The 12,748-nt window shown below is 67.7% G+C and carries 12 protein-coding genes; 5 read left to right on the top strand and 7 right to left on the bottom strand.

All coding sequences use genetic code 11. The features are described 5' to 3' along the window. Positions 1-75 precede the first annotated feature (75 nt). From QFZ46_RS11050 to QFZ46_RS11025, 6 genes are read right to left on the bottom strand one after another with little or no spacing between them, the layout of a single operon-like run. The gene (locus QFZ46_RS11050; RefSeq protein WP_307361321.1) at positions 76-1,533 is read right to left on the bottom strand and encodes a sodium/solute symporter; all 1,458 of its coding nucleotides are present in this window, start codon (positions 1,531-1,533) and stop codon (positions 76-78) included. Then, the gene (locus QFZ46_RS11045; protein ID WP_307361318.1) at positions 1,530-1,925 is read right to left on the bottom strand and encodes a heavy metal transporter; all 396 of its coding nucleotides are present in this window, start codon (positions 1,923-1,925) and stop codon (positions 1,530-1,532) included. Before QFZ46_RS11045 ends, QFZ46_RS11050 begins: the two co-directional genes overlap by 4 nt. Continuing rightward, entirely contained in the window at positions 1,922-2,641 is a 720-nt protein-coding gene (locus QFZ46_RS11040) for a LytR/AlgR family response regulator transcription factor (RefSeq protein ID WP_307361316.1), read from the bottom strand. Before QFZ46_RS11040 ends, QFZ46_RS11045 begins: the two co-directional genes overlap by 4 nt. Positions 2,642-2,692: 51 nt before the next feature. After that, positions 2,693-3,874, bottom strand: a complete 1,182-nt coding sequence (locus QFZ46_RS11035; RefSeq protein ID WP_307361315.1) for a sensor histidine kinase — start codon at positions 3,872-3,874, stop codon at positions 2,693-2,695. A gap of 58 nt (positions 3,875-3,932) precedes the next feature. Next, positions 3,933-4,169, bottom strand: coding sequence for a YbdD/YjiX family protein (locus QFZ46_RS11030; protein WP_307361314.1), 237 nt, complete (start codon positions 4,167-4,169; stop codon positions 3,933-3,935). Positions 4,170-4,180: 11 nt separating this feature from the next. Beyond that, positions 4,181-6,478, bottom strand: a complete 2,298-nt coding sequence (locus tag QFZ46_RS11025; protein WP_307361312.1) for a carbon starvation CstA family protein — start codon at positions 6,476-6,478, stop codon at positions 4,181-4,183. Positions 6,479-6,649: 171 nt separating this feature from the next. Here QFZ46_RS11025 and QFZ46_RS11020 point away from each other — a divergent pair, with 171 nt between their 5' ends. The 5 genes from QFZ46_RS11020 (at position 6,650) to QFZ46_RS11000 (ending at position 11,281) form a co-directional block, all read left to right on the top strand. Continuing rightward, positions 6,650-7,192, top strand: a complete 543-nt coding sequence (locus tag QFZ46_RS11020; protein ID WP_307361309.1) for an ECF transporter S component — start codon at positions 6,650-6,652, stop codon at positions 7,190-7,192. A gap of 91 nt (positions 7,193-7,283) precedes the next feature. After that, on the top strand, positions 7,284-9,011 hold the full coding sequence (locus tag QFZ46_RS11015; protein ID WP_307361307.1) for an ABC transporter ATP-binding protein: 1,728 nt from the start codon (positions 7,284-7,286) through the stop codon (positions 9,009-9,011). 29 nt (positions 9,012-9,040) lie between these two features. Then, positions 9,041-9,826 carry an energy-coupling factor transporter transmembrane component T family protein gene (locus QFZ46_RS11010; protein WP_373457674.1) on the top strand — a complete coding sequence of 262 codons (786 nt, stop codon included), beginning with the start codon at positions 9,041-9,043 and terminating at the stop codon, positions 9,824-9,826. Positions 9,827-9,836: 10 nt separating this feature from the next. Further along, a complete protein-coding gene (locus QFZ46_RS11005) occupies positions 9,837-10,712 on the top strand; it encodes a siderophore-interacting protein (protein ID WP_307361303.1) in 876 nt (291 codons plus the stop codon). Next, positions 10,709-11,281 carry an ECF transporter S component gene (locus QFZ46_RS11000; RefSeq protein ID WP_307361300.1) on the top strand — a complete coding sequence of 191 codons (573 nt, stop codon included), beginning with the start codon at positions 10,709-10,711 and terminating at the stop codon, positions 11,279-11,281. Before QFZ46_RS11005 ends, QFZ46_RS11000 begins: the two co-directional genes overlap by 4 nt. Here QFZ46_RS11000 and QFZ46_RS10995 read toward each other — a convergent pair whose 3' ends face one another. Continuing rightward, positions 11,282-12,706, bottom strand: a complete 1,425-nt coding sequence (locus tag QFZ46_RS10995) for a UDP-glucose dehydrogenase family protein (RefSeq protein ID WP_307361299.1) — start codon at positions 12,704-12,706, stop codon at positions 11,282-11,284. It abuts the gene before it with no gap. Positions 12,707-12,748: the final 42 nt, after the last annotated feature.

Below are 12,748 nucleotides of genomic sequence, written 5' to 3'. Positions count from 1 at the left end.
CAGACGTCGAAATGGCGAAAGATCTGCGACGAATGCAGACCTTTGGAATGCGAGATCGAGACGTTTGGTCGACGCTCACGCGCGCTCAGGCGTGTGCAGCCGCCCGAGATATCGGTCCGTGCGAGGGGGAGCTCCGCGGGCATCCATGATCGAGACGACCACAGTGGTCGCGGCGGCCAGAGGAATCGTCCAGGCCGCCGGCTGTGCGAGGAATGGTGCCGCCGCCCCCACGCCGTCGATCGCAGCGTGGACGAGCAACGACAACGCGCACGCCACTCCGCCGGTGATCATCCCGGCCACCGCCCCTCGAGCGGTCAGACCCCGCCACCACACCCCGAGCAGCACGACGGGTGAGAGTATCGACGCCGCGAACACGAACACCATTCCGACGCTCGACCCGAGTCCGGCCGGTGCCGTGAGCAGCGCCACCACGAGCGGCACCGCAGTGCACAGCACCGCGGAAACGCGGAACGAGCGCACCGACCCCGAGAAGACATCCTGACTGACCACGCCTGCCAACGACACGACGAGCCCGGCCGAGGTCGCAAGAAAAGCGGCGAACGCGCCGGCGACGATCAGCGCGGTCAGCAGTTCGCCGAACAGCCCGGGGAACAGCCGAGAGGGAAGCACGAGCGCGACGGTGTCGGCGACCTCGGGTACGGCGAGATCCGGTGCGACGATGCGCGCCACCAGTCCCATCCCGCTCGAGACGGCGTAGAACGCACTCACCATCACGATCACCAGCACCGTGGTGTTGCGCGCCGACACCCCTGTCGGACTCGTGTAGAACCGCACCAGTACGTGCGGCAGACCCATCGTCCCGAGAAGCAGCGCCATCATGAGCGACGCCGTCTCGTAGGCACCGAATCCCGCCGGCCCAGCGGAGGGAGGGAAGACCGCAGCCGGATCGATGTCGTGCGGTCCGCCGGTCAGCGCGAACGCGATGCAGATCAACGGCACCAGTAGTGCGAACAGCTTGAGCCAGTACTGGAACGCCTGCACGTACGTGATGGCGCGCATACCGCCGGCGGCGACGGATGCTGCCACCAGCACCGCGATCGCCGCCTCACCGATCCATTGCGGAAGCCCCGCGACGACCGTGAGTGTGAGACCGGCGCCATGCAGCTGAGGCACGATGTACAGCCATCCGATCACGAGCACCGCGAGGCTCGTCACCCGCCGCGCCCGCACCGACTCGAGTCTCGCTTCGATGAAATCGGGGATCGTGTACGCCCCGCTTCGCCGCAGGGGAGCCGCGACGAACACGAGCACCAGCAGGTAACCGGCCGCGTAGCCGATCGGAAACCAGAAGCCCCGTGCACCTTCGAGCAGCACCAGGCCGGAGAGGCCGAGGAACGTGCCGGCCGAGAGGTACTCGCCGCTGATCGCCGACGCGTTCCAGACCGGACGCACCGTGCGCGACGCGACGAAGAAGTCGCTCGTGGTGCGTGAGATCCGCAGCCCGTACACGCCGATGAGCAGCGTGGCGGTCACGACGAAGCCGATGCCGACGAGGTCGAGCACGACGTTCATTCGCGATCCCTGAGCATGCGGTACGCGCGTTCATTGCGCCCGGCTCCTCGCAGATACAGCAGCGCGAAGACGACGATGATCGGATAGAACGCGAAGGCGTGCAGGATCCATGACAGCGGCAGCCCGATGATCACCACCTGATCGATCTCGGGGATCAGCGCGATCACCAGGGTCAGTACCGCTGCGATGACCACGAACCCGGCCACGGTGCCCAATGCGAGCCGCAACTGGCTTCGTCGCAGTGCGCGCGCGTAGACGGCATCCGCATCGGCGACGGGCGAACCGGGCAATGCGATGCCGCGCGTTGCCGCGCCCTTCGGCGGGGACAGCCGAGTGCTCGGCGGCAGATCGGCAGTCACCCGCACTCGGCGCGGTGGATGCTGCTCGCTCATCGCGCATTCCCACGTCGCACGAGCGCCTCGCGGACCGCCGGCAGCAGCCTCCGGCTCACCGGCAGCTCCACGGCGCCGACGGAGACCGACGGCTCGCTGCCGGAGAGCCGAGCCTCGTCGATCGATGCCACAGCCGCGAGATACGAGCGGTGCACCCGGACGAATCCGGCATCGGCCCAGCGCTGCTCGAGTTCGGAGATCGGAATGCGCACCAGATGACCCACGTCGTCGTTCGTGTGCAGTCGGGAGTAGTCGCCTTGCGCGTGCACCCATCTCACGTCGCCGCGCTGCACGAACCGCACGCTGGAGCCGACCGTGACGCTCAGCACCTCGTCAGCCGACGCCGATCCCTGCCCGTCGAGCTCGACGACCCGGTCGACGGCACGGCGCAGCCGATCGGTGCGCACAGGCTTGAGCAGGTAGTCGACGGCGCGCAGGTCGAACGCATCGACCGCACGCTGGTCATCGGCAGTGACGAACACCACAGCCGGCGGCTCTGCGAGAGCGACCATCGATCGTGCGAGCTCGACACCGTTGAGGCCGGGCATGTGGATGTCGAGGAAGGCGATCGAGACGGCACGTTCCGAGAGCATCCGCAATGCCTCTGCGCCCGAGCCGGCCACGAGGATCTCGCCGATGCGCGCATCACGCCGCAGCAGGTGTGCGAGCTCGTCGCGGGCCGGCTGCTCGTCATCTGCGATGAGGACGTCGATCATCGCACTCCTCCTGTCCGACACGCCCGCACGCACGCACGCACGCCCTTCGCCTCAATCGCGTTCGGGATCATGCAGCGGCTGCGACTTGGGGATCCGCATCCGCACCAGCGTACCGGCGCCGCTGTTCGTCTCGACGGCCAGCCCTCCTTCGCTGCCGTACATCTGCCGCAGCCGGGTGTCGACGTTGCGCAGGCCGACGTGCGCGCCGTCATCGTTCGATGTCAGCAGTGTGCGCAGCGACTCCGGATCCATGCCGACGCCGTCGTCCTCCACCGTGATCTCGGTGTGGGTGCCGTCATCCCGTGCTTCGATCCGAATCGTGCCGCCTCCCTCTCCCGGCTCGAGCCCGTGCCGCACGCCGTTCTCGACGAGCGGCTGGACCGACAGGAACGGAATCACGGTCGCGAGCGTCTCCGGCGCGATGCGCAGTGTCACTTCGAGACGATCGCCGAATCGAGCGCGCTCCAGTGTCAGGTACGAGTGGATGCTCTGCAGTTCCTCCGCGAGCGTGGTGAATTCCCCCTGCCTGCGGAAGGAGTACCGGGTGAAGTCCGCGAACTCGAGCACGAGGTCACGCGCGCGCTCCGGATCGGCGTGGATGAAGGATGCGATCGCCGTGAGCGCGTTGTAGATGAAATGCGGCGAGATCTGTGCGCGCAGCGAACGCAGCTCGGCTTCCGCGAGCGCTGTGCGAGAAGCATCCAGTTCGCCCAGCTCGACCTGCGCCGCGCACCAGTCGGCGACCTCGCCGGCGGCCCGCACGAGGGCGGCACGCACAGGGGCGGCGAACGCCACCACGACACCGGCCACCTGACCGTCGATCACGATCGGCGCGCCGACGGCCTCGAGCTCCTCCCCTTCCGGATGCGGGAACACCTGCCTGCGTCCTGACTCGCGCACCCGCTCGGCGATACGCGTCGCCGAGGCCTCCAGTGCGTCGTCGGCCCCGTCTATCGCCACCGCGCCGTCGGCACCCACGATCGCCACGGCGGTGCCGCCGAGCAGCGCGCGGAAGTGCCGTGCCGCACGGACGACATCCGGCGAGCTCAGACCGGCACGCAGGTGGCGGGCCGCCAGGCTCGCCTGGTGCATCGCGCCGTACGACGCCTGCTCCGCCGCGCTGCCGAGATCGGCGTTGCCGCGCGCCAGGCGCCGCGCGAGCAGGAGCAGCACCGTGAGCACGATCCCGCCGACCACGCCGAGTGCGGCGGCGAGCACCACGGATCCGGTCATGGCATCAGCCTAAGACGGCGCACGAGCAGGTCACCGGCGGAGAGCATGACGAACGCGCTCAGCAGCAGCGGGCACCGGGGTTGCGGTCCTGCTCGTCCATCCGATCGCGCCAGAACTCGCGCTCCGTCATGGGCTTCTCATCGGTGTGCTGGCGGCGCTGATGCGCGAGATAGGTCTCATAGGCACTGTCGCCCATCAGGTTCCTCATGTACCAGCGGATGCCGCGACCGGCGCGCGCGAGGAACGCTCCGAGCGTCCGCAGCGGCCCGGTCACGGCATCCATCTGTTGTGTCATGACATCGGCTCTCAGCGGTGCGCCCGCGTGCGAAGCTCTTCGTTCACGATCGGCTCCCACTTCTTCTCGAGCTCTCGTTCGTCGGCCGTCGGCAGGAACCCGGCCGGGGCATAGCGCCGAGACACCACCGCAGCATCCTCGGTGTTCTCACCACCACCGTTGATCACGGCCTTGACGGCCACGATGACGGCCATGACCATCACGACGATCGCAAGGACGACGAAGACGATCGACAGCGTGCCCTGCACGGCCGTGTTGCGGATGACCGCCTCGACCGTCGCCGCGTCGCCGAGGCTCGTGTCGCCGGATTCCTGTGCCGCCCGGTACTTGAAGTGATTCGCCCAATAGCCGATCTGCGGCACCGGGGAGAAGATCTTGTACATCGAGGCGCTGATCGTGATCACTGCCGTGAACGCCAGAGGCAGGGCCACGATCCACAGCCATTTCACGTAGCTCTTGCCCTTCTTTGCGACGATCGCCAGCACCACGGCGAGCGCGATCGCGGCCAGCAGCTGGTTGGCGATGCCGAACAGCGGGAAGAACGTGTTGATGCCGCCGAGCGGATCGGTCACGCCGAGGATGAGGATGTATCCCCAACCGGCGACCATGATGGCCGTCGTGATCCACACACCCGGGCGCCAGGAGACGTCGCGGAACCTGGGAACCCAGGCACCGATCGTGTCCTGCAGCATGAAGCGGGCCACGCGGGTGCCGGCATCGACCGCGGTGAGGATGAACAGCGCCTCGAACATGATCGCGAAGTGGTACCAGAACGCCATGAGGGCCTGGCCACCGAGTGCCTGCTGCATGATGTGCGCGAGACCCAGCGCGAGCGTCGGGGCGCCACCGGTGCGCGAGACGATCGATTCCTCACCGACATCCGCGGCGGTCTGAGTGAGCATCTCCGGAGTGAGATTGACGCCGGTCAAGCCCAGCGAGTTCACGAAGGCGACAGCGCCCTCGACCGAGCCGCCGGTGAGCGCGGCCGGAGAGTTCATGGCGAAGTAGATGCCCTGATCGATCGAGATCGCGGCGACCAGCGCCATGATCGCGACGAACGACTCCATGAGCATTCCGCCGTAGCCGATGAAGCGGGTCTGCCGCTCCTTCTCGATGAGCTTGGGCGTCGTGCCCGATGCGATCAGCGCATGGAACCCGGACAGCGCTCCGCATGCGATCGTCACGAACAGGAACGGGAACAGCGCTCCGGAGAACACCGGACCGAGGCCGTTCTCGCCGAACACCGTGAGAGCCGGGACCGTGATCTCTGGACGCACCAGCACGATGGCGCCGGCGAGCATGACGATCACGCCGATCTTCATGAAGGTCGACAGGTAGTCGCGCGGAGCGAGCAGCAGCCAGACCGGAAGGATCGCGGCGATGAAGCCGTAGATGATGATGCCCCACGCGATCGTCGTCGTGTCGAGGTGGAACAGAGCCTGACCCCACCCGGTGCCGGAGACCCAGCCGCCACCGATGATGGCTGCCATCAGCAGCACGAAGCCGATGATCGAGACCTCGGTGACCTTGCCCGGACGAAGGAAGCGGAGATAGACGCCCATGAACAGGGCGATCGGGATCGTCATCCCGACCGAGAACACGCCCCAGGGGCTCTCGCCGAGGGCGTTCACCACGACGAGCGCGAGGATCGCGACGATGATGAGCATGATGAGCAGGGCGGCGATGATCGCGGCCGTTCCACCGATCTTGCCGAGCTCCTGACGCGCCATCTGGCCGATCGTGCGACCACCGCGGCGCATCGAGAAGAAGAGGACGAGATAGTCCTGCACTGCACCGGCGAGCACGACGCCGACGATGATCCAGATCGTGCCGGGCAGGTATCCCATCTGGGCTGCCAACACCGGGCCGACCAGGGGTCCTGCACCGGCGATCGCGGCGAAGTGGTGACCGTAGAGCACGCGGCGGTCGGTGGGAACGTAGTCCTTGCCGTCCTGCTTGACCTCGGCCGGCGTCGCACGCTTGTCGTTCGGACGCGTGAGGTGGCGTTCGATGACCTTGGAATAGAACCGATAGCCGATCAGGTAGGTGCAGACCGCTGCGAACACGAACCAGATCGCGTTGACGGTCTCGCCCCTGACGATGGCGAGCATGGTCCAGGCGACACCGCCGAGCAGGGCGATGGCCGCCCACAGGACGATCTTCGGCCAGGACCAGCGGCCGGCCTCGGCGTGCTGCTCATCCGTGAGAGCCACGGGCGGGAGGTCTGGATCCTGGACGAGCTCCGGCTCATCGGAGGCGAGGGCGCTGCCTGCGGTGTTCGCAGGGCGGCGCGACGAAGGTGATGACATGGCTGCTCCTTGTGTGCGCGTCATTGCGTTTTCTCACGCTAGAGGCGCAGCATCCGCCGTTCGGATCGTTCTGCGCACCGATGCGACGAACGGCGGGGACCAGGCGACGAGCGGCATGTCTCGCGAATACGGGGACGGCCGGTGCCGCCCCTGCGCAAGTAGGCTGAGGACGTGGCGCGAACCCCTCTCCTGTCGACCAGAGTCCTGCTGGTATGCGCAGCCATCGGCGTCGCGACCGGCATCGTCGGCGGGATCGCAGGAGTGCTGACGCCGTTCGTGCTGTTCACCGCTCCGTACGCATACGGTCTGCTGCTGGGCGCCCATGTCCTGCCGGGCATCATCGCCCAGGAGGTGCTGCGCATGCCGCTCGTCGCGCTGATCACCCACGTGATCGCCGCGCTGGTGTCCAGTGCCTTCAACCCGGCATGGGCGCTCCGCTTCATCGGGACTGCGCTGCTGTTCGGCGCGATCCAAGAAGGCGTGGCGGCCCTCACCCGCTACCGGGCCTGGGGAGCATGGCGGTTCTTCATCTCGGCGACGGCGATCGGCGTGCTCGTCGCAGTCGTGGTGTTCTTCGTCGCGCATCTGGGATCTCTGCCGCCGTGGGCGCAGATCGCCTACCTCGCCCTGTCGCTGCTCGGACCGATCGCCTGGACCGCGCTCGGGCTCGCGGTCGGCGCGGCTCTGGGGCGAGCGGGCGTCGCGCGTCGCTGATTCGGGCGCGTCGAGCACCATGCGTCAATGGCAATTCAGGTAAGGCTCAGCTAAGTTAGAACGGTACGATCCGCCGACCCGGGGTTCCGCCGTGCGCTCATCCGCGCCCCTTCTCCGCGTGCGTGAGCTCACCCTCACCCACGCCGATGCTGCGCGCCCGTCGCCCAGCGACGTGACCTTCGACATCGCACAGGGCGAGGTCGTTCTGCTGCTCGGACCTTCGGGTTCAGGCAAGTCGACCCTCACGCTCGCGCTGAACGGACTGATCCCGCATGCGCTGCCGGCAGCCATGACCGGCACGGTCGAAGCCGGCGGCATCGACACCGCACACGCCGACACCGCCATGCTCAGTACGCACGTCGCAATGGTGTTCCAGGACCCCGACGCACAGATCGTCACAGGCACTGTGTACGACGAGGTGGCCTTCGGCCCCGAGAACCTGCTGCTCCCAGTGGATGAGGTGCGCACGCGCACGGAGGACGCACTGCGTCGTGTCAGCCTCTGGGAGCGGCGCGATGAGAACCCCGACCGTCTCTCCGGCGGCGGACGCCAACGTCTCGCGATCGCCTGCGCCCTCGCGATGGGCTCGCCGCTCATGGTTCTGGACGAGCCCACTGCCAACCTCGACCCGCAGGGCATCGACGACGTCTATGCCGCACTCGCCGATGTCGTCGCCACGGGTGACCGTGCGATCCTGCTCGTCGAGCACAACCTCGACGCCGCCATGACCTTCGTCACGCGCACGATCGTGCTCGATCAGGCCGGCACTGTCGCGTTCGACGGTCCGGTCGATGAGATCCTTCGCGGGCACACGGAAGAACTCGTCTCGATGGGCGTCTGGCTCCCCGCCGCGACACTGGCGGCGCGAATGCTGCGGGAGCGCGGCATCCTCTCGAAAGGCGTGCCGCTTCCGCTGACTCCCGAAGAACTGGCGGCGGTGCTTCCGGCCGGCGGCGCACACCTGCAGGGAGAAATCACACCTGCAGGGGGAAACGCCGAGGAATCGCCAGCCATCCGTGCATCGGCCATGCATCCGTACGAACCGGCGGCCGACGCGCACCCCCTCATCCGTGCCCGCGGGCTGACCGTCACGCGCGGTCGGCGAGAGATCCTGCACCGCGTCGACCTCGACATCGAAGCCGGCAGCCTGACGGCCATCGTCGGCGCGAACGGTGCGGGAAAGACCACGCTCATCCAGGCGATCGCCGGTGTCGTTCCCCCGCCGAAACGACAGGTCGACGTCGACGGGCTGGATCCGGCCACGGCGTCACCACGCGATCTTTCCGCCCGCATCGGCTTCGTGTTCCAGAATCCTGAACACCAGTTCATCGCACCGACGGTCTTCGATGAGTTGGCCCACGGGCTGCGTCTGCGCCGCGTGGGCGATGCCGAGATCCGCGAGCGCGTGCAGGCGATGCTCGCCCGGTTCGGGCTGGAGCACAAGTCGGAGGTGCATCCTTTCCTCCTGTCGGGCGGCGAGAAGCGACGACTCTCGGTCGGCACGGCGCTCATCACAGGTCCGCGCGTGCTCGCCCTCGACGAGCCGACGTTCGGGCAGGATCGCGCCCGTGCCGCCGAACTCCTCGATCTGCTCGAGGCGCTGCGCGACGACGGCACGACCATCGTCATCGTCACGCATGATCTGCAGCTGGTCGCCGAGCACGCGACGCACACCGTGGTGCTCGCAGACGGACGAGTGCACGCGACGGGACGCACCGAAACACTGTTCCGCGACGAACGCGCCTTCACCACCGCAGGGCTGCGGCTGCCTGCGCTGCAGCGAGTCCTCGCCTCCCGCACAGGGGCGGTGCCGTCGTGAGCACGACCGTCCTCGATCCCTACGCGGCGATGGCCGGCTCCTCGCGCCGCGAGTTCCTGTACGCGTTGAACCCGCTGGCCAAGGTCGCAGCTGTCGCTCCCGCCATGATCATGCTGGTCTTCGTGCGCGATCTCGCCACGCCGTCCGCCTTCCTCGTGCTCGGGTATGCGCTGATCCTGATCGGCGCGCGGCTGACATGGCGACTCCTGCTCCTTCTGCTCGTCGTGTTGCCGCTCGCGATGATCGTCATCGGGCTCGGCTTCTCACTGTGGGTGGATGCCGCGCTCGTCGATGACACCGCACCCCTCCTGCAGGTCGGCGGCTGGACGCTGTTCCGCGGTGCACTCGAGATCGGTTTCGCCACCGCGCTGCGGCTGGGCGCGATCACGGCCCTCGCCCTGGTAGGCGGCCTCACGACGAGCGGCCCTGACCTGGTGCGGGCCAGCATCCAGCAATTGCGCGTGCCGTACCGAGTCGGCTACACCGCGCTGGCCGCATTCCGATTCGTGCCGCGGTTCGGCTACGAGCTCAGCGTGATCCGCGCCGCGCATCGCGTGCGAGGGCATCACGGCGGTCGCGGTCCGTTCGCACGGATCGCGCGAGGCTGGGGCTACATCGTGCCGTTGCTGGCGGGCGCGATCCGGCATGCCGAGCGCGTCGCCCTGGCGATGGATGCCCGTGCCTTCGGCGCGCATCCGACTCGCACCGAGCGTCACCTCGTGCCCTTCCGCACGCGCGACATCGTGTTCGTCGTTCTGCTGATCGCAGCATCCGCCGCGATCTTCATCGTCCTCTTCCCCTGGCAACCCGCCTGAAAGGCGTCCCATGGCATTCAGCAAGTTGGTCAAGCCCGAAACCACCGATCTTCTGCACCTCGAGGTGTTGCGCTCAGAACGACGCGCACCGCACTGGATGCGCATCACACTCGGCGGCGGTGAGATCTCGAAGTTCCGGCCGATGGGCTACGACCAATGGTTCCGGCTGTTCATCCCCGTCGGCGGCGAGGCCGGCCTGGAACGGGTGCCGGCGAAGGCGCACAAGATGTTCGGGTATCTGAAGTTCCTGCGCATCCCCGACGGCGAGCGCCCCGTGATGCGCAACTACTCGGTGCGCGCGTACCGTGCGGCGACCGCGGATCAGGGCGCGGAGATCGACGTGGACTTCGTGCTGCACGGCTCTGCCGCCGATGGCACAGCAGGACCGGCATCCCGCTGGGCGGAGACCTGTCAGCCGGGCGAGCACGTGCTGATCATCGACGAGGGACTCACATTCAACCCGGAGCGCGGCACGGATCGCGTCGTGCTCGTGGGGGACGAGACGGCGCTTCCGGCGATCGCATCGATCTGCGCTTCGCTTCCCCCCGCCGCGACGGGGGTGGCGATCATCGAAGTGCCCACCGCGGAGGATGAACTGGAATTCGAGCACCCCTCCGGCGTTTCGATCGAATGGATCGTCCGTCCGCACTCGACGGTGCCCGGCATCCTCGCTCTCGCCTCGCTGCACGACTCCGTGCTGCCCGATGAGCCGTTCCACGCCTATGCGGCCGGCGAGCAGGCACTCGCATCCGGCGTGCGCAAGCAGTTGGTCGGCGAGCGCGGTGTCGACAAGAACCATGTCAGCTTCTGCGGCTACTGGAAGATCGGGGCCTCATCACCCGCATCAAAGGCCGCCCGCGAAGCCGCCGCGGAGCCGGCGTCATGAACGCGGCAGACGCCGTTCGACGACGCAGGAGCATCTCGACGTCGCTGCTGCTGACCTGCGCCGCGCTCGGTGTCGCCGGCGGCCTGCTGCTCGCACCGGCCAACTGGTTGTCGACCGTACTGCTGGGACTCGGGTCGCCCATCCTCTCCGTCGCGATCACCGGGCTGTGGGTGCTTCCATCGGTCATCGCCCTCCGCCTGCTGCGCACTCCGCTCGTCGGCATCCTCGTAGGGGTCATCGCGGGCCTCGTGATCGTGCCGTTCTCGGGGTACGGCTTCACGAGCGTCGTCACCAACGCGTCATGGGCGCTCTTCGCGGAGCTGCCGTTCCTCCTCGTGCTCTGGCGCTTCTGGAAGACCTGGATGCACTACGCCGGCGCCGCAGTGCTCGGCGTGGTGTACCCGCTGTTCTCCTGGACGTTCTTCAACATGGGAACGCAGCCGCTGTGGGCACAGGTCCTCTTCTTCGCCGCGACGCTGGCGAGCTGCATCGGCGCGACCGCACTCGGCATCCTCATCGCCGACAGGCTGCGCAGGGCCGGCGTCGGCGGGCGGTACCGCTCGCGCTGATCAGGCAGCACGCGCCCGGGAGGCGACCAGCTCCCTCGGCGCGCCACTGGTGTGGCCGAGACCCCAGTACTCCCATCCCGCATCCCGCCATGTCTCCACCGGCAGGCAGTTGCGCCCGTCGACGACCAGACGTCGCTCGACGAGTGCACCGAGCCGAGTCGGGTCGGCATTCCTGAACTCATCCCACTCGGTCAGAACGAGAACGATGTCGGCGCTGCGGACCGCAGACTCAAGGTCGTCCGCGTAGCTCAGCGTCGGGTAGAGCCGACCCGCGGTCGGACCAGCGGCCGGATCGAACACCGTCACCATCGCCCCGCGCAGATGCAGCGCCGCCGCGACGTTCAGCGCCGGGGAGTCGCGTACGTCATCCGTGTCGGGCTTGAACGCCGCGCCGAGCACCGCCACCCTGGCATTGAGCACTGAACCGCCCAATGCACGCAGTGTGAGGTCGATGACGCGTTGCCGTTGATCCATGTTGATCTCGTCCACCTGCTGCATCAGCTTGACCGCCGAGTAGGCGCCGAGCTCACCGGCGCGGTGCATCAGCGCCCTGATGTCCTTCGGGAGGCAGCCGCCACCGAAACCGAGACCGGCGTTGAGGAAACGGCGCCCGATCCGCGGGTCGTAGCCGATCGCATCAGCGAGCACGGCGACGTCGGCATCCGCCTTCTCGCAGAGCCCGGCGATCGCGTTGATGAACGAGATCTTCGTCGCCAGGAACGCGTTGGCGCTCACCTTGACCAGCTCGGCTGTCGGCAGATCGCAGGAGATCAACGGAACTCCGGATGCCAGAGCCGCATCGTAGACGCGACGCAGCCTTTCCTCTGCCCACGGCGACGCACCGCCGATGACGACGCGGTCCGGATGCAGAGTGTCCTCGACCGCCATGCCCTCGCGGAGGAACTCCGGGTTCCACACGAGCTCGGCGTGCACTGCTGCCGGTGCGGCCTCCGAGACGATCTCCCTCAGTCGCGCGGCCGTGCCGACGGGCACAGTCGACTTGCCGACGATCAGGCCGTCATGACCGAGGCTCGCCGCCACAGCACGCGTCGCCGTATCGACGAAGCGGAGGTCGGCGGCGTGACTGGACGGGTGCTGCGGCGTGCCGACGCAGATGAAATGCACATCGGATGCCTGGACCGCGGCCTTCAGATCCGTCGTGAACGACAGCTTTCCCGTCGCCACATGCCGGGAGATCAGAGAGGGGAGCCCCGGTTCGAAGAAGGGCACCTCGCCCCGTTCGAGAGCGGCGATCTTCGAGGGGTCCATGTCCACGCCGATCACATCGAATCCGAGCTCTGCCATGGCCGCGGCGTGGGTCGCACCCAGGTACCCCGTTCCGATCACGCTGATGCGGAGCGGCGCTGCGTCTTCCTCGGCCGGCGGCGGTGCGATGTGGATGTGGTGCGCGTTCTTGGTCTTCATGATGGTGCTCCCTTCGTCTCAAGCGGTTGTCGTACGGATTCG

The sequence above is a fragment of the Microbacterium murale genome (genome assembly GCF_030815955.1).
Taxonomy (GTDB): domain Bacteria; phylum Actinomycetota; class Actinomycetes; order Actinomycetales; family Microbacteriaceae; genus Microbacterium; species Microbacterium murale_A.
The sequence above is the reverse complement of the archived record's forward strand: the minus strand, read 5'-3'. Positions and strand labels throughout refer to the sequence as shown.

Bases quoted from the DNA above. Each gene is read 5' to 3' on its own strand.
- QFZ46_RS11050 (WP_307361321.1), bottom strand. From the start codon at position 1,533: ATGAACGTCGTGCTCGACCTCGTCGGCATCGGCTTCGTCGTGACCGCC.
- QFZ46_RS10995 (WP_307361299.1), bottom strand. From the start codon at position 12,706: ATGAAGACCAAGAACGCGCACCACATCCACATCGCACCGCCGCCGGCC.
- QFZ46_RS11025 (WP_307361312.1), bottom strand. From the start codon at position 6,478: ATGTCATCACCTTCGTCGCGCCGCCCTGCGAACACCGCAGGCAGCGCC.
- QFZ46_RS11035 (WP_307361315.1), bottom strand. From the start codon at position 3,874: ATGACCGGATCCGTGGTGCTCGCCGCCGCACTCGGCGTGGTCGGCGGG.
- QFZ46_RS11005 (WP_307361303.1), top strand. From the start codon at position 9,837: ATGGCATTCAGCAAGTTGGTCAAGCCCGAAACCACCGATCTTCTGCAC.
- QFZ46_RS11045 (WP_307361318.1), bottom strand. From the start codon at position 1,925: ATGAGCGAGCAGCATCCACCGCGCCGAGTGCGGGTGACTGCCGATCTG.
- QFZ46_RS11030 (WP_307361314.1), bottom strand. From the start codon at position 4,169: ATGACACAACAGATGGATGCCGTGACCGGGCCGCTGCGGACGCTCGGA.
- QFZ46_RS11010 (WP_373457674.1), top strand. From the start codon at position 9,041: ATGGCCGGCTCCTCGCGCCGCGAGTTCCTGTACGCGTTGAACCCGCTG.
- QFZ46_RS11000 (WP_307361300.1), top strand. From the start codon at position 10,709: ATGAACGCGGCAGACGCCGTTCGACGACGCAGGAGCATCTCGACGTCG.
- QFZ46_RS11040 (WP_307361316.1), bottom strand. From the start codon at position 2,641: ATGATCGACGTCCTCATCGCAGATGACGAGCAGCCGGCCCGCGACGAG.